Origin of the sequence: Alkalicoccus halolimnae (genome assembly GCF_008014775.2) — a bacterium.
Classification (GTDB): Bacteria; Bacillota; Bacilli; order Bacillales; family Salisediminibacteriaceae; genus Alkalicoccus; species Alkalicoccus halolimnae.
In genome coordinates this window covers 2511728-2533966 of the sequence record NZ_CP144914.1, presented here as the reverse complement: position 1 = coordinate 2533966, position 22239 = coordinate 2511728, and the positions used below count along the sequence as shown (strand labels likewise).

The 22239-nt window shown below is 45.2% G+C and carries 21 protein-coding genes; 13 read left to right on the top strand and 8 right to left on the bottom strand.

All coding sequences use genetic code 11. The features are described from left to right. Nucleotides 1-87: 87 nt before the first annotated feature. Nucleotides 88-372, bottom strand: a complete 285-nt coding sequence (locus tag FTX54_RS11665; protein WP_147805219.1) for a hypothetical protein — start codon at nucleotides 370-372, stop codon at nucleotides 88-90. Nucleotides 373-393: 21 nt separating this feature from the next. Next, a complete protein-coding gene (locus FTX54_RS11660) occupies nucleotides 394-576 on the bottom strand; it encodes a hypothetical protein (RefSeq protein WP_147805220.1) in 183 nt (60 codons plus the stop codon). Nucleotides 577-1436: 860 nt separating this feature from the next. On the opposite strand from FTX54_RS11660, the gene FTX54_RS11655 reads away from it, so the two are divergent. Beyond that, nucleotides 1437-2468, top strand: a complete 1032-nt coding sequence (locus FTX54_RS11655; RefSeq protein ID WP_147805221.1) for a LysM peptidoglycan-binding domain-containing protein — start codon at nucleotides 1437-1439, stop codon at nucleotides 2466-2468. A gap of 78 nt (nucleotides 2469-2546) precedes the next feature. On the opposite strand, the gene FTX54_RS11650 is transcribed toward FTX54_RS11655, so the two are convergent. From FTX54_RS11650 to FTX54_RS11630, 5 genes are all read right to left on the bottom strand, one after another. After that, complete coding sequence (locus tag FTX54_RS11650; protein WP_147805222.1) at nucleotides 2547-3473, bottom strand: prenyltransferase; 927 nt, start codon at nucleotides 3471-3473, stop codon at nucleotides 2547-2549. A gap of 19 nt (nucleotides 3474-3492) precedes the next feature. Then, on the bottom strand, nucleotides 3493-4872 hold the full coding sequence (locus tag FTX54_RS11645) for an MATE family efflux transporter (protein WP_147805223.1): 1380 nt from the start codon (nucleotides 4870-4872) through the stop codon (nucleotides 3493-3495). Nucleotides 4873-5156: 284 nt separating this feature from the next. Further along, on the bottom strand, nucleotides 5157-5675 hold the full coding sequence (locus FTX54_RS11640) for a Gmad2 immunoglobulin-like domain-containing protein (protein ID WP_147805224.1): 519 nt from the start codon (nucleotides 5673-5675) through the stop codon (nucleotides 5157-5159). Nucleotides 5676-6113: 438 nt separating this feature from the next. Beyond that, a complete protein-coding gene (locus FTX54_RS11635) occupies nucleotides 6114-7484 on the bottom strand; it encodes a DUF2254 domain-containing protein (RefSeq protein ID WP_246125715.1) in 1371 nt (456 codons plus the stop codon). Nucleotides 7485-7738: 254 nt separating this feature from the next. Then, on the bottom strand, nucleotides 7739-8695 hold the full coding sequence (locus FTX54_RS11630; protein WP_147805226.1) for an arsenic resistance protein: 957 nt from the start codon (nucleotides 8693-8695) through the stop codon (nucleotides 7739-7741). A gap of 491 nt (nucleotides 8696-9186) precedes the next feature. Between FTX54_RS11630 and FTX54_RS11625 the strand changes: the two genes are divergently transcribed. The 10 genes from FTX54_RS11625 (at nucleotide 9187) to FTX54_RS11580 (ending at nucleotide 19973) form a co-directional block, all read left to right on the top strand. Further along, entirely contained in the window at nucleotides 9187-10947 is a 1761-nt protein-coding gene (locus tag FTX54_RS11625) for a polysaccharide deacetylase family protein (RefSeq protein WP_147805227.1), read from the top strand. After that, on the top strand, nucleotides 10940-12262 hold the full coding sequence (locus FTX54_RS11620; RefSeq protein WP_246125717.1) for a glycosyltransferase: 1323 nt from the start codon (nucleotides 10940-10942) through the stop codon (nucleotides 12260-12262). Before FTX54_RS11625 ends, FTX54_RS11620 begins: the two co-directional genes overlap by 8 nt. Then, nucleotides 12259-13389: a non-hydrolyzing UDP-N-acetylglucosamine 2-epimerase gene (gene wecB, locus FTX54_RS11615; RefSeq protein ID WP_147805228.1), complete on the top strand. Its 1131-nt coding sequence runs from the start codon at nucleotides 12259-12261 to the stop codon at nucleotides 13387-13389. The genes FTX54_RS11620 and wecB overlap by 4 nt, the downstream gene beginning before the upstream one ends. Before the next feature lie 34 nt (nucleotides 13390-13423). Next, a complete protein-coding gene (locus FTX54_RS11610; RefSeq protein WP_187254680.1) occupies nucleotides 13424-14512 on the top strand; it encodes a glycosyl hydrolase family 8 in 1089 nt (362 codons plus the stop codon). A gap of 270 nt (nucleotides 14513-14782) precedes the next feature. Continuing rightward, a complete protein-coding gene (locus tag FTX54_RS11605) occupies nucleotides 14783-15157 on the top strand; it encodes a GNAT family N-acetyltransferase (RefSeq protein ID WP_147805237.1) in 375 nt (124 codons plus the stop codon). A 283-nt stretch (nucleotides 15158-15440) separates the two neighbouring features. Beyond that, nucleotides 15441-15797: a potassium channel family protein gene (locus FTX54_RS11600; protein WP_147805230.1), complete on the top strand. Its 357-nt coding sequence runs from the start codon at nucleotides 15441-15443 to the stop codon at nucleotides 15795-15797. Between the two features lie 981 nt (nucleotides 15798-16778). Beyond that, on the top strand, nucleotides 16779-17132 hold the full coding sequence (locus tag FTX54_RS11595) for a hypothetical protein (protein WP_147805231.1): 354 nt from the start codon (nucleotides 16779-16781) through the stop codon (nucleotides 17130-17132). Then, complete coding sequence (locus FTX54_RS11590) at nucleotides 17113-17568, top strand: CPBP family intramembrane glutamic endopeptidase (protein ID WP_187254681.1); 456 nt, start codon at nucleotides 17113-17115, stop codon at nucleotides 17566-17568. The genes FTX54_RS11595 and FTX54_RS11590 overlap by 20 nt, the downstream gene beginning before the upstream one ends. Nucleotides 17569-18603: 1035 nt before the next feature. Further along, the gene (gene mmuM / locus FTX54_RS11585; protein ID WP_147805233.1) at nucleotides 18604-19566 is read left to right on the top strand and encodes a homocysteine S-methyltransferase; all 963 of its coding nucleotides are present in this window, start codon (nucleotides 18604-18606) and stop codon (nucleotides 19564-19566) included. Continuing rightward, entirely contained in the window at nucleotides 19563-19973 is a 411-nt protein-coding gene (locus tag FTX54_RS11580; protein ID WP_147805234.1) for a hypothetical protein, read from the top strand. Before mmuM ends, FTX54_RS11580 begins: the two co-directional genes overlap by 4 nt. 6 nt (nucleotides 19974-19979) lie before the next feature. Here FTX54_RS11580 and FTX54_RS11575 read toward each other — a convergent pair whose 3' ends face one another. Continuing rightward, the gene (locus tag FTX54_RS11575) at nucleotides 19980-20900 is read right to left on the bottom strand and encodes a DUF5996 family protein (protein ID WP_187254682.1); all 921 of its coding nucleotides are present in this window, start codon (nucleotides 20898-20900) and stop codon (nucleotides 19980-19982) included. A 96-nt stretch (nucleotides 20901-20996) separates the two neighbouring features. On the opposite strand from FTX54_RS11575, the gene FTX54_RS11570 reads away from it, so the two are divergent. Both FTX54_RS11570 and FTX54_RS11565 read left to right on the top strand, forming a co-directional pair. Then, entirely contained in the window at nucleotides 20997-21569 is a 573-nt protein-coding gene (locus tag FTX54_RS11570) for a nucleotidyltransferase family protein (protein WP_147805235.1), read from the top strand. 31 nt (nucleotides 21570-21600) lie between these two features. Then, a complete protein-coding gene (locus tag FTX54_RS11565; protein WP_246125721.1) occupies nucleotides 21601-22161 on the top strand; it encodes a GNAT family N-acetyltransferase in 561 nt (186 codons plus the stop codon). Nucleotides 22162-22239 lie beyond the last annotated feature (78 nt).

Genomic DNA, 22239 nt, shown 5'->3' with positions numbered 1-22239 from the left:
TCCTTACCAGATACAGGGCGCACCTGGACAAGACGCAGACTAGAAAGAATCCTGAAATTGTCATGCAATCGCTTTCAAAAAATGAGGTTACTTTTCAGCCCCTGCAGGTAAAGAGTACTTATTCTCTACATGTCTGCAGCTTCGGCAGATCACCATAGGAGCTTTTCTTTTGGCGAGAATATAATTTGTTACTATAACAGCTGGGATAAACAAGAAAAAAAGCGGTTCGAAAAATAGTCCGATAGCCAGCACGACAAGCACCGGCAGTATCGATGTCATAAAAAGATACCGTCCCATAGTAACGATGACGATTTCTGAGCTCCCGCACGAGTGACAGACAGGACTCTGGATCTGTTTATTATTTTTACTCACTTTAGTCTGCCTCCCCGGATTCTAGCGTAAACTGAAAACAAACCGGACCGTATCCCAGAAAGGCATCGGTACCATAGCGACTTGTACAAAAAGAAACCCAATCATTGCGAAGAAGGGTACGGTTAATAGCATCGGTTTTCGATATTTAATCGTAGCGGCTACGGTAAGAAGCGCAACGATCCAGAAGCTGATAAGTATCCACATAATTCCACCTGCTTTCCTAATGACGTATACCGGCTTTAATGTGAGGATTTTGACAGGGTAAAGGAAAGCTGCCGAAACTATTATAACCCACACGAAGCTCTCCTCTTTCTGACCTATAACAGGAAACTCAAAAGAACCCGGCATGCTGCCAAACCTGATTATTATAGTGCCGGGTTTATCTGCTGGAAATCCGGTAACAAAAAAGCGCCGGTATTATTTCTGAAATACTAATATGTAAAAGGTTCCCTTTGATTATTTCAAATTTTCAGATATAAAGTCAACGTTTTTAATGGAAATTCCCAAAATATTTTCAAGAAACAAGATGATTATAATTTAAAGCAGGAATATTATGACTATAATTTGGAAAGGGAAATACAGATAGAAAAATCTTTAGAGAATCTATAAATATAAAAGACACAGACAGTATTGCTTTATATTTATTGAATCAATTTAATAATATACTTTTCAAGTTATTTTAACGAACATTTTATTAATTTATAGTTTGAATATTTGTATATAAAATCGGATGATTGAAACGGCAGACTGCGGTTCCAGCGGGATTGAGCGAAGTCTGAAAATCCATTCATCCAGAGTAAAGCACTGGAAGAATGAGTTGAAGACGAGCCCTGCGAAAAGCACCCGTCTGAAGTGGAAATCATTTATTTTGTTCGAAAATCCCTCTCTTACAGGGACTTATGAAATTGATTCTATTATTAAAAAATAGTTGAATAAGCAGTAGTAAATTACAAAAACAGGAGTATAATATAAGATGTAATATACATATTTTATCAATTTAATAATACTTTTTAATATACATATGCCAGACTTTCAGGGCATAAATAATTTAAGAGGTGAAAGAGATGGGTGCCAAATTAGTTAAGGCTGCTGTTGCCTTTCTGCTGATTTTTGTCACTGTTTTTACCTTTAGTCCTGCTGATATTGAAGCTGCCAGCTCCAAACTCGTGTCGAAAGGAAACACAAATGAAAAAGTAGTCGCACTTACATTTGATGACGGCGCTGATGGAACAAACGTCAATAAAATTTTAAACACGCTGGAAACCCATAAAGTAAAAGCAACTTTCTTTTTAACCGGCACCGGTATGAACCATCATCCTCAGCGCATTAAAAATATTACGGCCAAAGGACATCAGATTGGCAACCATTCCTATACTCATAAGGATTTTACGAAGCTTACAGCTGCTCAAATTAAAAGTGAGCTGAATAAAACGGAGGCGCTTGCCAAAAGTATAACCGGGAAAACGACAAAACCAATTTTCCGGGCCCCGTTCGGTTACACTAACGCTGCAGTTCTCTCGGCCGTCGGTAATGCAGGCTACACCCATACCCTTCATTGGAACATTGATACCATCGACTGGAGAGGTCTCTCTAAAACAGAAGTCACAAACAAGGTTGTTAACAATATCGTCCCTGGTTCCATCGTCCTGATGCATACCGGAGCAGGAGCACCGGGTACACCTGCAGCACTTCCGGACATTATTAAGAAACTGAAAGCAAAAGGATACAAATTCGTTACCGTTTCCGAAATGTTGAAACTTCAGCCTTCCCAGTCTTCAGGAAAAACGTATACAGTTAAAGCAGGGGATACGCTGTCCAGCATTGCTGCTAAGAATAAAACGACGGTCGCCAAGCTTGCCGCTTTAAACAACATTAAAAATGTGAATGTCCTGAAAGTGGGTCAGAAGCTGAAACTTTCCGGAACTGCAGCTGCCCCATCCGCTCCATCTGCAGGTACCACTTACACGGTGAAAGCGGGAGACACGCTTTACAGTATTGCCGCCAAGTACAAAACGACAGTCTCCAGACTTGTCAGTGTCAACAAACTTTCCAATCCTAATAAAATCAGCGTCGGTCAAAAGCTCAAAATGTCGTAAAAGTCATCTTTAAAAACTCTAAAAAGCGCCGCAGCGGAAGTCCACTGTGACGCTTTTTTGTCGCTTAAATAAAAATCTTTAGACGAAAATCCCTATCCATAGGGCAGTTGCCATTGCTGCAAGCAGAAGCAGTTTTTCGTAAGCGGAAACCTGCTCGGGATCAGTTACATCCATTTTCAGGACAAGAACTACGGCAAAGGCAGAGGCAGCCAAAACCCCGCCCGCAGCCCAAATGCGTTCCGGGGCAAACCAGAAAGCCGTTAATGCCATCATTAAAAAGTAGAGGAGAGCCGGAAAACGTGCGTAATACATACCGAAAGTATCGGCAAACCAGACGACGCTCGTCCGTTTAACCGGGACAGCCTTTCTGTCCGCTTCCAAATCCGGAATATGGTGCACCATCACCCATGCCACACAAAACAGAGCATTTACGAGAGCATTTTGAAAACCCCATACCGGAAGTTCACCGAGAGCGATCCACGGGGCGGCCAGACCGAGAAAAAAGATGGAAGGAAACAAACTGAGCCACTCCCCGAGAAACGGCCGGTAGCTTAACCGAAGCGGGGAAAGAGAATAGGAGGCAGCTGCCCATACTCCGACAACGAGTAATAAAGCCGGCTCGTGCCTGCCGAGCAGTGCTGATACAGCTGCGATCAGCAGCAGGACGAAGCTGATTCCGAACCCGAGCTGCTTCATTCTATGTAAGGAAATCATTCCCTTTTGAATAACCCGGCTGCCGCCGGAAAGAAGAGCGGGGCTGTAAGCGTCCGTCCCTGACTTATAATCGGCATAATCGTTGAAAATGTGTGTTAATATACCATGGATCGTAAAGGCACCGATTGTCAGCAGAAAGAGCAGCACGACTAAGTAACCGGTCGATAAAAACGGGTAAAAAAACAAGGGGAGCGTAGTGGACACGACGGCAGCCAGACTCGAGGAGACTACCGCTATCGCACGCATCAGCGTCCAGCATGTCTTCAGCAGAGAATGAGCTTGTTCAGTCATGAATGGACACCTCCTTTCTTTAATCAGGATTGGCGGCAGATACATGAACAGCAGTTTCAGCACGGCGCTGGACAATCTGCAGACGAACATAAAAGCCTGCGGCGGCAAACGTCAGCCCGAGAGTAATGCCGACCCAGAGGCCGAAAGGGCCCAGCGCAGTGGCGGAAGCGAGCAGATAACCGGCAGGGATACCGATGAGCCAGTAGGAAATCAGGGCAATCAGGAACGGTACCTGTACATCCTTATATCCCCGCAGCACGCCCTGAAGACCCGATTGGGCCGCATCGGACAGCTGATACACAATAGCAATCAGGAAAAACTGTTTAGCCAGCAGCACAACGCCCCGGTCCGCCGTATAAAAATAAGCAATCTGCTCCCGGGAGAAATAGAGAAAGACAGCACATACCGCAAGAAAGCCGATTCCTCCCCACACGCCGAGCCTTCCATACTGCCGGGCTGCCTGAAACTTGCCGCCGCCAACAGAAAAACCGACAACAATCGTCAGCGCCATGGAAATACTTAACGGGATCATGAAAATGAGGGAAGTAAAACTGAGCGCAATTTGATGAGCAGCAACGGTCAGCGTCGTAAACATAGCGCCCATCATAAGAGTTACAGCTGAAAATATACTCGATTCAAAAAAGATGGATAATCCAATAGGGATGCCGATCCCGAGCTGTTCTTTCCATATTTTCCAGGAGGGACGGGCCCATGAAAGGAAAATACGGTAGTGTTTAAGAGCAGAAACACGGAACGTCATCCAGACGCTGAAAACAAACATTATCCAGAACGTCACAGCCGTCGCATATCCGGCCCCGATACCTCCAAGTGCCGGCAGGCCAAAGTTGCCAAATATAAATCCGTAGTTGAGCAGGACGTTAAATGGCACTGCGGCAACGGTGATAATCATTGTCAGCCGGGTCAGTCCCTGTCCGTCAAAGAAATTGCGGAGCACGTTAGCCAGAAACAGAGGAACGATCCCGAAAGAAAGACCGATTAAATAATGAAAGGAAATATGCTCCACCGATTGTTCCAGACTCATAAGAGACAAAACCGGCTCTAAAAGTAAAGCGCCCCCGGCAAGGACAGCGAGGGCAAGTGCTATTGAAAGATAGAGCGACTGATTGATTGTATTCGTAATATGCTCTTTTCGTCCGCTGCCGACAAGCTGGGCCACGATGGTGGTGACCGCCAGCAGAATACCGTTAATACCGGTAAAGACCGGCATCCAGATACTGGTTCCGATAGCGACCCCTGCCAGGTCATCCGTCCCGACTCTCCCGGACATAATCGTATCAACCAGGTTCATCGCAAATAAACTCAGCTGCGTCACCATGATCGGCCATAATATTCTTGAGAAAAGCTGGATTTTATCTTTACGTGATTCTACATGTTTCATATACGGGGCTCCTGATTGTGAAAATTATAAAACGGCTTCGTTTTGTCGATATTATTATTCTAACAAAAAAGGAGCACGAAGCCAGTTAATTACGTAAAAAACAGGAAAACTGTTTTTTTTTGAATGAAAGTGTTCGCGTTCGCTGTGGCTATTCATAGCTGCGAACATGAGTGTATAATTTTCTATAAGTATTCGTATAGTTAACTGAGACGAGCACTGATGAAATTCCCTTAATTGTACAATTTATCCGTATTGGTAAATGAACAGGGGAGGGGAGGTTCCGGTTAAACGGCTGGTTTTTTGCGCGGAATGAAAAGCATACCGGCAGCAGCTGTCAGAAGCCCTATAAAGAGAAGCGCAGGGTAACCGGAAGCAGTCGCCGGCAGGTCATCACCAAAATCAGGTGTTTCACCTAGCGTAATTGGAATATCAATAGCATCGACACGGCTGCCGTCATCGGCACTTTCTTCAAAAACAGTAACCGTTAATTCTCTCATTTCTTCTCCAGTGTCCACGACTTCTATAGACAGGTGAAATTCACCCCATTCCGGCCCGCCTGCCGTTGCTGTCGTAAAGCCTTCGTCAATTTCTTCACCTTCTTCCGTAACGACATAGGCGACTGTTCCTTCAAAAACCCTTGCTTCACCGAAAATATCAATCATTTGTCCATCTGATTCTACATTATGAATTCGGAAAGAGTCGTTTTCGAAAGCGATATGATGATCTGCGCTGACAGGGGTAATAAATACTAGACTTAGCAACAGGGCAGCTGCAATAAGAAGAAGTTTCTGTTGTTTCTTCATCGTCTGTGTCCTCCTGTAAAAACATAGTCCCTCCCAATCCCCTTTGTATATTTTTCCCGCAATTTCTAATATGAAAACAATAATATTTTGAATAATCAGATATTTTTTCGGGGGGTCTCACTATCTTTACATTTTACTCTCTGTCAGCGATCATTTTTGTCATATAGAAAACTCCAATGCAGCATACAATCAGAGTTTCAGAGAAGTTTCCTCAACGTTCATTTAAAGCAGCTGCCCGGCTTTCATACCCAGCCTCTTTGCCGTTTTTCAGCAGAGCTGATTTCTTACGGATTCAGAATGAAAGAAAGCGGATTTAACTGCATATTAAGAAGCGGCTGTCTCAAAAAGGTATATCGGGACAGTCTGGAAAGCTCGCGCGCATCCGGACAAGGTGTTAAAAAGCCTGTTAGACGGGGGGGCTAACAGGCTTTTGGCCGTTCAAATTTGCTTCAAAAAACGATCTTCCATTTCTTTATAATCTTCTATATTATCCGTTGTAATGGCAAGCTGTTCAAAGGATTGGAGCAGAAATTTACGGTCCAGCCTGTAAATCTCCTCACTGCGCATGAAAAGAGACGTATCATAAGCAAAATCCCACAGCGTCTGACGCTTTTCTTCATCGATACTTTCAGCAAGCATACTGAAGGATTTAACCATCTCGCCGATAATTAAATGGTCCCGGGCGGCATAGTAGCGGATATATCCAAACCCTTTGTGGACGTAGGATTCAAACGTTTCTTTTAAAAGAATCAGACGTACTTCCCTACTTTCATCAACAAGATAGGGCGTAAAAGTGACGTGGCTTACGACATCGAGCATGAGTTCACTCATCTGGTGGATCGCGTTAATTACTGTTTTAGGGTCGTTATTTCCTATGGATTTGATTGCGATCTCACTCAGCTTATGCATCCCGACATGGATATCCTGAAGCTCCAGCTCCTTATGGCCGATCCGGATCATTCCGGAATATTTATCATCCTTTACATGAGCGATATCTTCTCCCCAGTAGGTGAGCAGTTTGTTTCCTTCAAGAATATAATCGCCCATACGAAAGTGGAACTGAACAATGATATTGTCTTTTCGGGCGCATTCGATCATCTGCCTGTAATCAACAAGCTGAATATAGCCGTTACGCGGCGCATGGAGTGTAACACCACGGCTTAATTTTTTTTCGTCAATATTACCCGGATCCTTAGTCCGGTAAATCTCCAGCTCCCGGCTTAAGGTATGCTTCACAATTTTCTGAGAATTTTTTTTCATCGTATCGGTTATGTTATGGACCTGCATCCACGTTGTCGCGTGATTAATAAAGTAAATAAACGTAACGGCGGCGAAAAAAGCGAGAAAGATTGTCATCAATGGAACAGCAACAAAAACTTCCCTTTCGGTACTGCCGATAAACAGGAAGACGAGCAGAACGTACACAAAACTTCCATTAAATATACCGAGTGCGTGCTGCGTCTGCTTTTCGGCAACAAAATTCAGCAGCATCCGCGGAGAAAACTGTCCGCTGAATGTCGTAAGGAAAACAAGCAGAGAGTTTAAGGTGAAGGCGCTGAGTGTTAAGATACCGCCGATCAGTGTACTGACGAGAATCTGGGTCGTTTCCGTATCGATTCGGAGCATTTCAAATGCATACTGGTCGATATCTGTTGCAAGGTCAAGAAAAAGTGTACCTATAACTAAAATAATAGCTAATGAAATATAGAAGAAAGGCATATACCAGAGCGTCGAGGACATCTCGTATTTTCTTTCCCGTCTGGACATTTGAAAATACTTTCTTAACGATTCGGGCAGCCAGGCAAGCAATAATCTTCCCCCTTTCTGTATAAGAGTAATACCGTGACTACATTCCCTTCAAAAGCGGGTAAATAAACCTTATTTCGTTACGGTATGGTTTTTTGTTTTTTAAACATTCACAATCGGTTTCCCTGAACCCCGGTTGGAAAGAGAACAGGGGCCAAACAATACCAAGTAATACTATAAAAGTACCCATACTTTGTATGTGGTCTTATAGAACCGGATATATTCCATCGAGATCCCTATTTCCATAGCGCTGTCTTTCAGCAGGCTGCAGTTCTGCGACGGATAACGTTTAGCAGATGGGTAAGCGCTGCAAGAACCGGGAGCTCCAAAAGAGGACCGATGACGAGCGTTAAAGCAATAAGCGGCTGATCTGGGAAAGCACTCACTGCCACAGCAAGGGCAAGCGGCGAATTGCGGGCAATCGTTGTCATATGAAAGCTTACTCTATCTGGAAAGGAAAACTGCATGATGGAACTGATGTTAGAACCGACCAGAAAGTTAACCGCAAAAAACACCATTATCGGAAAAAGAAGCAGAAGAGCGTATTCTGCATTTTCTGTAAGCGCCCGGGCCTGGGAAGCAAACATCGATGCGATTGCCAGAGCGAGTAAATAAACGGGAAGCGGTTCCAGAACAGTAAACAGCTTTTTTCGCCTTTCAGGGTGATTTTTTAATAATCCTTTCGCAGCAATGGCTGTGAGGAGTGGAAGAAACAGAACAGTTATCACACTTTCCAGAAGCAGTCCTGCTTCAATTTCAGTCTGAGTACCGGCAAACAGGTAAAGATAAACCGGCAGCAAGATCATCTGCAGGAGAAGATTTACCGGAAGAATGGCACTGGAAATGGCTGTATTTCCTTTCGCCAGTCCTGTAAAGATGACATACCAGTCCGTACACGACGTGACCATAAGCATAATAAAGCCTGTCCACAGGGCAGGGTGCCCCTGAAGAAAAAGAGAAGCAAGCATCCATGCGAGAAGCGGCGTCCATAAAAAATTCATAACCAGACTGGAGATCGTAAAGCGTAAATTTAAAAAGGAAGAGAAAAAGCGGTTCAGAGGAATGGGGAGAAAAGTCAGAAACAGCATGAGAATCAATAATGGGAGTACGAGAGCCGCGCCAGTCTCCCGCACTGCGTCGTACTGCCCGGCTCCCGGACCGGCAAGTACTGCCGCCGCTATTAAAAAAGGATAATTTTTTTGATGAAATTTCATCTGTTTCAACACCTGCCGTCGTTTTACTGCCAGATTCGTACGGATGGAACAACATAACGAGGGGTTCACTTCAGGCACAAAGCTCTTTTCACAAAAGGAACTATATATAATAGAAGAAACTAATCCGTTTGCATTAGTGATTAATTGCAAAATAAGTAGAAGAACCTATACCCCCCTTTCCCGAAACAGAAGAGAAACATTCCAAACAGCTCTTCTTTTCCTACATTATACATTCCGGATTCATTAAAAAAGCCGCAATAAGTCACTATAAATCATTAATTTCTCAATAAAGAACAAAAATTGTACAGTGAATTCTTTATTAAGAAGGTATTTGAAGCAAAATGAAGGAAAACGAAGCATTAATATGCTTTATAACGAACCAAACCCGATTCTAACAGAATTTGAGCTTTGCGTTCTCTATGTTATGGTGATAAATTCGTTATTACGAACAATTTTTCTTATTTTTGGAAATTCAAGGAGGGGGAACAAGCGTGGGTCGGCATAAGAAATTTTTGAAGCAGAGTGTTTTGGTACCAATGGTTTTTCTTCTAGCTTTTAGTCTTTTTACAAACGGGGCGGGGGCAGCGGCAGATCTGCGGAATTCAGGATCAGCAGCATCCGTACTTGTAATTTACTCAGCTGAAAATGCAGAGATCAGCCCCGATCAGCGGCTGATGGATATGCATCTGGGACATTTCACAGAGTATATTACTTTTAAAAGTGTTTTGGAAGTAACGGAAGGAGATCTGGGGGAAAAAACCCACCTGATCTACTATGGCGAAACAAATGATGCCATTTCCGGTAAAGTCGTCGATATCCTGGATGCTTTTGACGGGCCAACGATGGCGATTGGCAATAACGTAGAGAAACTCGGCGAAAAGTTCGACTACCTCGAAACCGGAGGCGAGGAAGTTGTTACTAAACTGGACATGCCGGGTCAGGAAGATAAAGAAAGAGAAATCGAGCCGAACCTTCTGTTTGCCACTGAGGTGGAAGAAGATACGAGTACGATCGTTGAAGCAGAAGGTGATAACGGAACGTTCCCTCTTATCTCTGAAAATGACGGGAATTACTACGTAGCATCGGATAAGCTTGTTCCTCCCTATTCCGTATATTTCACGCAGGCGCTGCATAACTTTTTTGATACAGAACCGGTGGATACGACTCCGGGATATCTTCGTCTGGAAGACGTGCACCCGCTCGCAGATGCGGACAGGTTGATGGACATAGCAGAACTTTTAAAAGAAAGGGAAATTCCATACATGATTGCTGTCGTACCGGTTTACACGAATCCAGAAACAGGACGCAGGTATCATTTCAATGATGCACCGGAAGTGCTGGAAGCTTTAAAGTATATGCAGGATAACGGCGGCAGCGTCGTCCTGCACGGCTATACACACCAGTTCAGAACGACCGAAACAGGGGAAGGATTTGAATTCTGGGATGTAGAAAACGACATGCCTGTCTATCATGGTCCGGATGATGAACCGAGGAATAAATCGGCTTCTTCCTTCGCTACAAATGAAGATTACCAGGCGTATATGATTGAAAATAAAAGGTTCGAATCGGACTATGTAAGACAGCGGTTAACGCGGGGGGTGCAGGAGCTGTCGAACTTCGGGCTTTATCCTTTAGCCTTCGAGGCACCTCACTACACGATGTCCCAGAACGGCTACCGCGTAGCATCAGAACACTTTTCCACCTATGTCGGCCAGGTACAGCTGAGCGATGAATACTGGGAAGCGATGGATACGACTCCTAACGTGTCCAAACCAACTCTCCTTAACGGCATGACACTGCTGCCGGAAACGATCGGCTATGTGCAGCCGGGGGACAATCAGGCCGTGGAGAAAATGATGGCCAGAGCAGAAGAATATCAGATCAGCGATGGGGGAATGATCGGCGGGTTTTATCACCCTTACCTCGGTGTAGAGGGTCTGGAAGATCTGCTTGACGAGATGGAAACCATACCGGATCTGGAATGGCTGGATATGAAAGAAATGAGAAACACGGTAGAAGTGGAAAACATCACAATTAAAAGCGGCAACGGAAGAATTGAAACAGATATTGATACTGCAGGGCTCATGACTTCTTCCATCGATTTCCCGGTGTACCATATCAAAAACTTTATCGATAAAGTTACCTGGGTAGTTGCAGGGATCGGAGTTACCGCAGTAATCATGTTTATTTTCTACACTGTTTTCCGCAGACCGCGCAGGGAGCATGAGAAAGGGGAAAAGAAAATTGGCTGAATTATTTCTTTATATCTCACTGTTTTTAATCTGGTTTATGCTGTTCTACCACATGTTTTTAATGCAGGGAGGATACCTGCATTATCTTAAACACCCGGATCAGAAGAAAGAATGGGATAAAAATCCGGGTCCGATGCCGACGTTCAGTGTACTCATTCCTGCTCATAACGAGGAAATGGTCATTGAAAAAACACTGGATTCGATGGTTGCTATGAAATATCCAAAAGATAAATTCGAAGTTATCGTTATTAATGATAACTCCAGTGACAATACAGGCGCCATTTGTGACAGCTACGCCGAAAAGTATCCTTATATTAAAGTGCTTCACACGAAGCCGCCGAATGGAGGGAAAGGAAAGTCCGGAGCGCTGAACCAGGGATTAAAAGTATCTACAGGGGAAGTTATTGCTGTTTATGACGCGGATAATACTCCGGAACCCGAAGCGGCATACAACCTTGCGATCGGCTTAAACAATGATGAAAAAGCAGGAGCGGTCGTCGGTAAATTCCGAGTACTGAATGCGAACAAAAACCTGCTTACCCGTCTGATCAACGTAGAAACACTGACTTTTCAGTGGCTTGCCCAGGCAGGACGGTGGTTCTGGTTTAAAATGACGACAATTCCAGGTACAAACTTTGCGATCCGCCGCTCTATCCTTGAAGAACTCGGCGGCTGGGATGAAAAAGCCCTGTCGGAAGATACCGAACTGAGCTTCCGTGTTTATAACCTCGGATACCATATCCGCTTTTTTCCGGCAGCGATCACCTGGGAGCAGGAGCCGGAGAACCTGAAAGTATGGTGGAAGCAGCGGACACGCTGGGCACGGGGGAATGAGTACGTCATCGGAAAATATTTAATGGAGTTTTCAAAGCTTGAAAACAAAAAGATTGGGCTCGATCTCTTTTACTTTATGTTTACGTATATTTTGTTCTTCGGCGGTATTCTTATCTCACATACTATTTTTGTGACGAATCTGTTCGTCGATTTGAACCTGACGATAGGGATCGTTTCCTATGTCCTGCTGCTGACAGGCTTCCTGTTATTCGTCACGGAAGTCCTGCTCGCCCTGAGTATGGAGAAAGGTCAGCTGACCGTTAAAAACTTTTTCGTTGTCCTGCTGATGTATTTCACCTATTCCCAGCTCTGGGTAATTCTCGTCGTATACGCAACATTCCTGGAGACAAAGCGTGTATTGTTCAAGCAGGAAGTCAAATGGTACAAAACCCAGCGCTTCAAACAGGGAGAAACCAAAGAAGCTGTCAAAGCTGCACTTACTGCCGAAGAACGCCGGCGTGAAGGGAGAGTCAATAAATGAAGGTTATGACAATATTCGGTACAAGGCCGGAAGGAATCAAAATGGCGCCTGTCGTTCAGGCGCTTCAGCTTGATGAAAGTCTGGAAAGCGTCTGTGTAAATACCGGGCAGCATAAAGAAATGCTTGATCAGGTTCTGGACCTGTTTGAGCTTGTCCCGGACTACAATCTCGAAATTATGAAAGCCGGACAGACGGTGGAAGAATTAACTGCGAGAGTGCTTGCAGAGCTTTCTCCTATTATAAGCAGAGAACAGCCGGATCTCGTACTCGTCCACGGGGATACGACAACGACATTTATCGGAGCCTATGCTGCTTTTCTACAGCAGATTCCAGTCGGTCATGTGGAAGCGGGGCTTCGGACAAATAACATTCACTCCCCATTCCCGGAAGAAATGAACCGTCAGATGGTCGGGCGGCTCGCGACGTATCATTTTGCAGCGACGAAAAAAAATAAAATGAATCTGATTCTGGAAAATGTGGAAGCCTGCCGCATTACCATCACGGGAAACACGGTGATTGATGCACTTCTGCAGATTACGGAGAAACCGCATGATTTTCCGGAGAATCTGAAACAGATTTTCCAAAACGGAAAACGAACCATTCTGATGACAACCCACAGGCGCGAAAACCTGGAAGAACTGCAGCATGTTTACCGTGCTGTAAACCGCTTAGTCAGAGAAAACGAAGATGTTCAATTTGTATTTCCGGTTCATAAAAATCCAATTATCCGCCAGAAAGTATTGAAAGAAATTGAAGACACAGAAAATGTTCACGTCATTGAACCACTTGATTACCAGGATTTTGTTCACGTCATGAAGGAGTCCCACATCGTCATCACGGATTCGGGTGGTATTCAGGAAGAAGCTCCAGGACTCGGGAAGCCGGTACTTGTAGCGCGCAATACGACCGAGCGGCCGGAAGGTGTGGAGGCGGGAACGCTGAAACTCGTCGGCACGTCGGAAGGTAAAATTTATAAAGAATGCCAGGAGCTGTTAAGCGATGAGGCAGCTTATCAGAAAATGGCAGCGATCAGCAACCCATTTGGCACAGGGGACGCAGCAGAGCAAATTTTAAATTTTATTAAAGAAGAATTCAAGGTCAAAGCTCCAAGCGGAGTCCGGGTTTAAAGCAGTGAAACGATATAAGAAAGGACGCAGGAAAATGGGTGTACTAATCGTATCACTTGTCGTGTTGTCTGCGCTTCTCATCGCAGCGTTTAATTATGCAACGCAGGAGCAGGAACCGGCACCGCTCTCTGCAACGGAAAAATTCATAGAAACCTGGCTCGTTAACGAAAACGGAACTTTTGCCACTTATATTAAACGCGGCGATGAAGTAGATGAAGATCTCGTTAAAGGAAGAGAATCGCTCTCAGAAACGCTGGGACTATGGATGGAACATGCTCTTGAGTTAGAGGATCAGGAGAAATTCGAGGAAACTTACGTCCAGCTTCAGGAATATTATCTGGAGGAAGACGGCTTCGTTAATTGGAAGCTGACAGAAGATGGGGAAAGCGAAGTGAACGCCAACGCCTTTATCGATGACATCCGTATCTCTGCAGCGCTGAGGCGTGCAGACAACCTCTGGGAAGAAGAAAAATATACGGAAGCTTCTGCTCTTATCAACAGATACTTGAACACAAATAACGTACGCAACGGTATTTTTACCGACTTCTACGAAACGAATGATCAGTATGCAAGTGAGTTGATCACCTTATCTTATATTGAACCCCCTTCCCTGGAACTGCTTTCAGAAGAAGCGAATCTCGATGCAGAAGCAGCGGAAAGCACGATTGATGTACTGAGAAATGCGCCGATGGATGATGTTTTTTATCCTAAAGCTTACAATGTGGATGATCAGGAGTATCTTTATGACGATGAGATCAATATCGTGGATCAGGCGATCACTGCTTATCATCAAGGTCAGCGGGGGGAGCGTTCTGAACCGTTTTTGTCCTTTATTGAGGAACAGATGACAGGACGGGGTGTCGTCAACGGCATCTACAGCAGAGAAACAAAAGAACCGCTCGTTGATTATGAGTCACCGGCTGTTTACAGTTTCCTCATTCTCTACTGTACGGAAATTGGCGAGGACAGTCTTGCACAGGATATTTTCCAGAGAATGAAGGAATTCCAGGTGAAAAACAAAAACAGTGATTATTATGGAGGGTTCGGCGTCACAGACGGAGACACGCATATTTTCGATAATCTTCTGCCGATTATCGCGGAAGAAAGAATGAACTCACAGTAAGCGGTTGGATTACACTTGCTGGAACAAGAGCAAAGTCCCGATTCGATGAAGAACAGCTCCTGCCTCTTCCTTTGAGGTGAGGAGCTGTTCTGTTAGAAAGGGGCAGGTGTTTCGTGAAATAAGGATCATAGCAGTATTGTGTGCGCAGCGGTTCTGTGAGAAGGAATTTCCTGTATAATATAATGATCAAGTATACTGGAAAGAAGGGGTCGTTTGGAAACCGTTATCGAGCTTAAGACAGAGGAACAGATAAAAGAGGCCTATCCGGTCATGAAACAGCTGAGGACACATCTCACGGAAGAAGCGTATACCGATCTCGTAAAGGACGCCCGTGAAAAGGACAGGTACCAGCTGTATGCTATGAAAGAAGAAGGAGAAATAAAGGCCGTTATCGGTTTCAAACCGATGATTACGCTCTACTACGGGCACTTCGTATGGGTATGCGATCTCGTAACGGATGGATCGTCGCGCTCATCCGGATATGGAGAAAAGCTGCTGGACTTTGTGCATCAGTGGACCGAAAAGAACGAATACACCTGCGTCGCTTTATCGTCCGGCCTGAACCGCTCCGCCGCTCATCGTTTTTACGAAGAAAAAATGGCGTACGACAAGGTGAGTTATGTGTTTAAAAAAGATTTCAGTTAACTTATAAAGAGGCGTAATTCCCGACAAAAAGGTCTTTCTCTGTCTATTCATCAGAACGAGTGGGACATAGGAAGGTATTAAAAAAAGCCTGTCTTGAAAATAAAGTAGATAAGCAATAAACGTGCGCTTTCGTTTCCATGGGGCGTAGAACCCGCCTCAGCTAAATCCGTCCTCCACAGCAGAGCTGAAGCGGAGTTTTCTAAGTGTATCAACAACAATGCTTGAACACAGCTAAATAGAATATAAATGATCGCCGAAGACGATAGAAAGAGAGGAGGAGCAGATGGTTGCTTTTCTTATGACGCTTGGCAGGATTATACGGGCTGTAGTCCGAGGGCTGAAAGAGCCGGAATTCCAGGTTTTATTCTTCCTTACGTGCATGACTCTCCTTTCAGGCACGGTGTTCTACGCTACAGTCGAAGGTCTGAGAATTCTGGACGCTCTCTATTTCAGCGTGATCACGCTCTCAACTGTCGGTTACGGTGATTTTACCCCACAGACCGACTTCGGAAAAATATTTACAATTCTTTATATTTTTACGGGGATCGGTCTGATCATGGGTTTTGCAACGAAAATTTTTCATTACATTCAACTTGAACGGGAAGAAAAGAAAAAAACGGACGCTGGTAAAAAACCCTAAAAATTGGATGAAGGATAGTTGATCAGAAACGCTTTTTCAGATATGATGAAATTAACAATAGAAACAGCAGAAGCGGCCTTGCACCGCGGATTTCTTTCTCCTGACAGGTTCACTTTTTCTTCAGAAAATTGTAGAAAAATAAGACCGGCCGGGAGTTTTTCTTTTATCGCAGGACGAAGCTGTTGAAAATCAGCAGAGCTTTCTTAAAGGAGGGATGCCGGGAAAGAAACCTGCGGAAAGAAGTTGCTGAAACCATGACCTGTGGAGATGTCATATTTAATCATTTTTAAAGGGCGGTGGACAATATGACAGTAGTCGACTTCAGAGGCAGCCGCAGACGTCCATTTTATGAAAGAAGAATTGCCAGGTTTGAAGTGAAGGATAAATGTCCGGACTGCAGAGGCCGCGGACGAAGCAGAGCATATATTAATGAATTTTATTATGAAGAGCCTGAAGAATGCCAGGGGTGCCGAGGAAGTGGGAAGTATAAGGAATGGAAAAAAACCAGGGCAGAGCAACAAGGTAGAAAATAAGTATTATAAAGAGGCTGTCTCGAAAGGGATATCAGGACAGCCTGGAAAGCTTACGCGGAGCCGGACTGGATGTTGAAAAGCCTGTTAGACGTGGATTTGTCTGACAGGCTTTTGTCCGTGTGAAGCTGTGCTCCTATCCTTATGGGAAGGCCTTTTTACCTTTCTCTATCTAAAAGGGTGCCTTGAAAATAAACGTTGATCAAAAGGGAGGACTTCTTCGGCAGGTGAAGGAGCCGCAGGTGCTCATTGACAGCAGCATTAAGCACTGACAGAGACATCCATGCAGGACTGCTGCACTATAATGGACGAAAAGACCTTTCAAAACAAAAGCGGAAGCTTACAAAAGTGCAGCCAAAAGGATATGCCGCTGAATGTTTTATTTTCAACGTAGATTTTCGATAAGCGTATAGAAGAAATTAATTAAGCTGTTGGAAGAGAGGAAAAACAGATGAGAAAACCTTGGAGGTCCTTTTTGTTATTTATTCTTGCAGGGCTGGGAGGAACTTTACTACTGATTCCGTTAAACCTGGAAGTGATCACGGCCGCGCTTCGGGAAATGGGCACCGAACCGGAGAATCTCCCGTCAACGCCTGTACTTGCACTTCTCTCACTGATTAATCCAATGATTATTATACTACTTGCCGTAACTGCTGGACATTTGCTGGCTCGATCTACCGGCCTAACTTCTTTGATTTACATAAAAGACCGTGATGGAAAGCCGGCATCAGGGAAATGGCGTAAAGCGGGAACATGGGGGGGCAGTCAGCGGATTTCTCACTGGAGTGGTACTGCTGCTTTTTGACTTCTTTTTTCATCCGTTTGTACCCGACGTACTGAGCTTGTGGCACCAGGAGTTCGATTTTTACACGCTTCTGCTCAGTGTCGTTTACGGAGGTATTATAGAAGAAATCATGATGCGCTGGGGCATGATGACACTTCTCGTATGGCTTTTTTGGAAAGTAGCCGCCAGGAAAAAGCAGGTACCACCGTACGCTGTATTCTGGACAGCGATCCTCGTATCTTCGCTCGTGTTTGCTGTCGGGCACTATTCTGTAACCGCTCTGGAAACGGAAATCACAACCCCGGTGCTTGTGAGGATGGTCATTCTTAATGGATTTGGCGGCGTCGTATTCGGCTGGCTTTACTGGAAGAAAAACCTGGAGACGGCGATGGCAGCCCACATCTGTACTCATCTGACAATGCAGGCTGTTCTGGTTATATCCACGATACTCTCTTAATGCAGCGGACGGATCCTTTCTTGATAGCTGTGTTAAAGTCTGTTGCTAATAAATATAGAAAAATTCGCTTCAGCTCTGCCGTGAAGGAGACTTTCGGGTGGGCTGCGCCCCTGCGGGATCTTTCAATCTCCTTCTTACACGGGCACGTTTCCGCTTCGTTTTTTGGCCTTAAAAGAGACCTACTTCTGCTTTTTAACGAACCATATTTCTCATTCCGTCAAACCGGGGCCAGGGCAGAAATGCCTGCAGAAAAAGAAAGCAGGAAGGTCCTCCCGCACGCCGCAGACATTCCAAAAACAACACGGAGCTATAATAAAGCCTCATAAAAAGAAACGGATAATTGGAACATAAGGCGGTGACTCCTCTGGGATCAGCGCAGTCTGAAAATCCATTCTTCCGGAGCAATGCTGAGGAAGAATTAGTTGAAGACGAGCCCCACGGAAAGCGTCCGTCTGGAGTGGAAATCATTAACTATGTTTGAAAATAATAAAATAGTGACCTTTAAAATCCCTTCATCAAAAATAGGGAACTAGTTCTAATATTAATTTTCACTTTTTCCTAAGCATGCTAAGAATCTTCGGCTTTAACAGAGACCCTCTTGCAGGATCGCTGAACCATGAAGGATGAAAATGACTTTTATAGGAATGGAACTTCTTCTCTATACAGATGAAAGGATGGTCAGAAGGGGGCTTCTTTATTTAGAAGGCGGCTCCTGCTCTGTCTTTTTACCGTAAGCTGAAGAGGACATGAGGCGACTCCGGGGCGATAAAGGACGAGCCCCGCTCCGCCCGACGGAAGGGAGGATGGAATTAGCTGAGGCAGCCCCGCCCGGAAAGCGTCTCCTTGGAAACAAAGGCGCACGCTTATCTACTTTATTTTCAAGACAGTCTTCTTGATAAACATCTGCTTTAAAAATCATATTAATGAGAGTTTACTATCCTGGACTCGTTCTCCATAAAAAGGAAGGGATTTTGTCTGTAACAGCGAAGGTAGTTAAAGAGACACCATAAACTCGTAAAGTGAAGGAGATAAACGATGAATCCAATTGAAATGATTCTCCATAAACGGCCGCTGCTCATTTTGGACGGAGCACTGGCTACAGAACTTGAAAAGTACGGCTGCGATTTAGATGACAGTCTCTGGTCGGCTAAAGTTCTAATAGAGCAGCCGGAACTCGTTAAACAGGTGCATCACGATTATTTTAAAGCCGGAGCGGACTGTGCTATTACCGCAAGCTATCAGGCTTCTTTCGAACGGTTTCAGGAGCGGGGGTTATCTGAAGAAAAAGCGGCAGCGCTTATGCGCACTTCTGTGGAGCTGGCCAAAGAAGCACGTAATGAATTCTGGCAGGACCTTGAAAACCGAACAGGTCGTCCGGAACCTCTAGTTGCAGCTTCCGTCGGACCTTACGGGGCTTACCTGGCAGACGGTTCTGAATACCGCGGGAATTACGGCGTGAATAAAGAAGAGCTGAAGAATTTTCACCGGCCCCGCATGAAAGAACTGCTGGAAGCGGGAGCGGACATCCTCGCGATTGAAACGATTCCCTGCCTGCTTGAAGCGGAAGCAGCTGCAGAGGTGCTCGGCGAATTTCCGGAAGCATGGGCTTGGATCAGCTTCAGTGCGAAAGATGAGAAACATATAAGCGACGGGGAGAGCATCGCAGCATGTGCTGCCTGGGCAGACAAACAGCACCAAATCGCCGCTTTCGGAGTGAACTGTACTCCGCTGCAGTACATTTCCTCGCTGATCGAAGAGATAAACCAGGAAACGACTAAACCTCTTATCGTCTATCCTAATTCAGGTGAAACCTATGACGCTGCAACGAATACGTGGCAGGGGGATTCCCACGCCGCAGATTTTGATAAAAACGCCCGCCACTGGTACGAGCAGGGCGCGAAAATTATCGGCGGCTGCTGCCGCACCGGTCCGGAAGATATCCGCCGCCTCGCATCCTGGGGAAGGACAGGCTTCAGCGTGGAAGAAGATAATCAGTGAAGAAAATTGGAATACTGATCCTGCTTTCCCACGCTTTATTTCTTTCTGCCTGCCTGAATGGAGAGCAGGGCGTACCCTTGTCAGACGACATAAAAGAAATTTCTATTTCCGAATCGGAAGGATTCAGCGGAATTAACGCTGATTTCTTTCTGGTCATGAGGGAAACATCAAAAGTGGAAGAGATTATGAAAAATGCAGAAGAGGTGGAAACGGACGTTGCGGAAAACGGAGCAGAAGAAAACCGGTACGATTTTGTTATTAAGTATGAATCGGAAGGCGCGCGTCTCCTTCACCTTTTCCTCGGAGACAAAGGGGAAAAAAGTCTGTTTACTTTCACCGGTTATGACCAGGAAGGGTATGAAACGACCCCGGAAGAAACAGCAGCCCTGAGAAGGCTGCTGGAGTAGGGGAGATTAACCGTTATCTTTTGCCACCTGCTTTTTCATCAGCAGCGGCTTTTTAACTTCCTCGATATTGTTCCAGCCGAGCTCCCCGCATAGCACACCGAAAGTCGAATGGAAAAACTGTTGTACGAGGGAGCTTCGGTTTTCTTTTTGCACAAGAGTTTCCAGAGAAAGAAAGTATTCACTAAGATCCTTGTCATAATAAGCTTCCGGAGGGGAAATATCAGGACTGTTTAAATCTTTATTCTGAAATGGGTAGGGGAGAACAAATAAGGTAGGAATGTCCACGTTGTCATCTCCGAGCCAGAATCCGTATTCGATAAACTGCTCATCGAAAGCAGCTTTTTCAATCACTTTGTCTTCCGGGAATGGCTCCGGACGATTGGAAACGATGAGACAGGAAACATCAAACGTCCCCCAGAACAAACCGGGTTTTACTTTCCGGGAGCGGAGCGGTCCGATGAATTTCATTTGTTCGGCAAATGCCCACTGAAAAAGATGGAAGCCCCGCCGCGCAAGGGAAGCATCATATGTGCGGTGCTCGGTATCCTCATTCAGAGGCGTGCGCAGACTCATTTCCTGAGGCACAGGGAAAATCGAAATCATTACCCCGCCTTCCTCCAGCGTCTGAAAGATGAACTCAAAATAATCTTTGACAGCAACTCCATCGGCCAGCTTCTTCGTTTTTACCCGGCTGTCCACGGTGACTTCTAAAGTGCTGTGGGTCAAATCGACCGATACTTCAAACCAGTGATCCTTAAAATCGAGCAGGCCGGTTGTGAAGCCGTGCGGTGTGAGAGCAAGCATGACATGAGCCCACTGAGGTTCCTGGTAAGCAGCCTCCAGACGGATTTTACCGAGAATCTGGGAAATGAGGTGGATGGTCAACTTCGTATCTTTCCATTCTGAATGGCGGATAAGATCCATCATTTTCCACTCCTTTTAATGTTCGCCTGTATTTATTTACATAAAGTATAGCGGGGCCCAGGGAAAAGAGCAACTTTTTATTTGCGGAAGGAGAAAGCCATGCTGCAGAGCGCTGATGAAGTTAAACAGGCAATAAGAGATGATCCGTCGATGATGATTATTCTGTCCACAGCTGCGGAGCTGGAACTTCCGGACTGGTGGATATGTGCCGGGTTTATCCGTTCGAAAATCTGGGATATTCAGCACGGCCTTAAGACCCCTCCGGCAGATATAGATGTTATTTATTTCGATCCGTTAAACCCGGATGAAAGAGAGGAAAAGAAGCTGGAAAAAACACTGAATGAAAAGCAGCCCTCTTATCCCTGGTCGGTAAAAAATCAGGCACGGATGCACCTCGTTAATGGGACTGCTCCTTATACTTCCTCGGAAGATGCCATTTCCCGATTTCCGGAGACGGCTGCGGCATTGGGAGTAAAACTGGATAAAAATAAGAATCTCGTTCTTACCGCTCCGCACGGATTGGAAGATGCACTGCTTATGAAAGTCAGGCCGACGCCATTTTTTCTGGAAACCCCGGCGCTTCATGACGTTTATAATAAACGGATACGTAAGAAAAACTGGCAGAAAAGATGGGAGAAGATAAAAATAGAGGACGCTCCTTCACTTTTATGACGGTATTAAAAATAGAAAGGGGAGAGGAACTTTGGCGAAAATAGATCCTGCCGCGTATATGTCGAGTCAGCGCGAAAAATTCCAGGTGCGGACCGCTGTGCCGATGGATGCAGAACGAATACTGTCGTTTACGAGACAGATTTTTGTTGAAGCTCCTTACCTGCTGACCACACCGGATGAATTTCATACGACCTATGAAGAAGAGCGGGAGCAGCTGGAACAGTCCTTAAAAGAGGAAGCGTACCTCTGTCTTCTCGCCGAATATAAAGGAGAGATGATCGGGCTGCTCGATTTTCAAAACGGGAACAGGCGGCGGACCCGGCACCATGGAACCTTTGGAATGAGCGTCGGGAAAGAGTTCCGCAATAAAGGAGTCGGCAGGGCGCTGTTAACCTCCCTTCTGCAGTGGGTGGATGAGCATCCATTCATTGAAAAAGTTTCGCTCGAAGTGTTCGAAGAGAACGAAAGCGCGGTTGCCCTCTACGAAAAGTTCCACTTCCAGACAGAAGGCCGGCACCTCAAAGCTGTAAAAACAGAGGAGAATATATATCATCATCTGCTTACGATGGCTTACTTTAAAAGATCAGACTGAATTTAAAAAGAAGCATGTTCAATGTGAGGATATATTTCTTTATGTACAAGCAGTGTTAAAGCATTCCTGTAGAGTGTT

Excerpts from the sequence above, each read along its gene's own strand:
- FTX54_RS11660 (WP_147805220.1), bottom strand. The coding sequence starts at position 576 with ATGTGGATACTTATCAGCTTCTGGATCGTTGCGCTTCTTACCGTAGCC.
- FTX54_RS11655 (WP_147805221.1), top strand. The coding sequence starts at position 1,437 with ATGGGTGCCAAATTAGTTAAGGCTGCTGTTGCCTTTCTGCTGATTTTT.
- FTX54_RS11650 (WP_147805222.1), bottom strand. The coding sequence starts at position 3,473 with ATGACTGAACAAGCTCATTCTCTGCTGAAGACATGCTGGACGCTGATG.
- FTX54_RS11645 (WP_147805223.1), bottom strand. The coding sequence starts at position 4,872 with ATGAAACATGTAGAATCACGTAAAGATAAAATCCAGCTTTTCTCAAGA.
- FTX54_RS11640 (WP_147805224.1), bottom strand. The coding sequence starts at position 5,675 with ATGAAGAAACAACAGAAACTTCTTCTTATTGCAGCTGCCCTGTTGCTA.
- FTX54_RS11630 (WP_147805226.1), bottom strand. The coding sequence starts at position 8,695 with ATGAAATTTCATCAAAAAAATTATCCTTTTTTAATAGCGGCGGCAGTA.
- wecB (WP_147805228.1), top strand. The coding sequence starts at position 12,259 with ATGAAGGTTATGACAATATTCGGTACAAGGCCGGAAGGAATCAAAATG.
- FTX54_RS11610 (WP_187254680.1), top strand. The coding sequence starts at position 13,424 with ATGGGTGTACTAATCGTATCACTTGTCGTGTTGTCTGCGCTTCTCATC.
- FTX54_RS11605 (WP_147805237.1), top strand. The coding sequence starts at position 14,783 with ATGAAACAGCTGAGGACACATCTCACGGAAGAAGCGTATACCGATCTC.
- FTX54_RS11600 (WP_147805230.1), top strand. The coding sequence starts at position 15,441 with ATGGTTGCTTTTCTTATGACGCTTGGCAGGATTATACGGGCTGTAGTC.
- FTX54_RS11595 (WP_147805231.1), top strand. The coding sequence starts at position 16,779 with ATGAGAAAACCTTGGAGGTCCTTTTTGTTATTTATTCTTGCAGGGCTG.
- mmuM (WP_147805233.1), top strand. The coding sequence starts at position 18,604 with ATGAATCCAATTGAAATGATTCTCCATAAACGGCCGCTGCTCATTTTG.
- FTX54_RS11575 (WP_187254682.1), bottom strand. The coding sequence starts at position 20,900 with ATGATGGATCTTATCCGCCATTCAGAATGGAAAGATACGAAGTTGACC.
- FTX54_RS11570 (WP_147805235.1), top strand. The coding sequence starts at position 20,997 with ATGCTGCAGAGCGCTGATGAAGTTAAACAGGCAATAAGAGATGATCCG.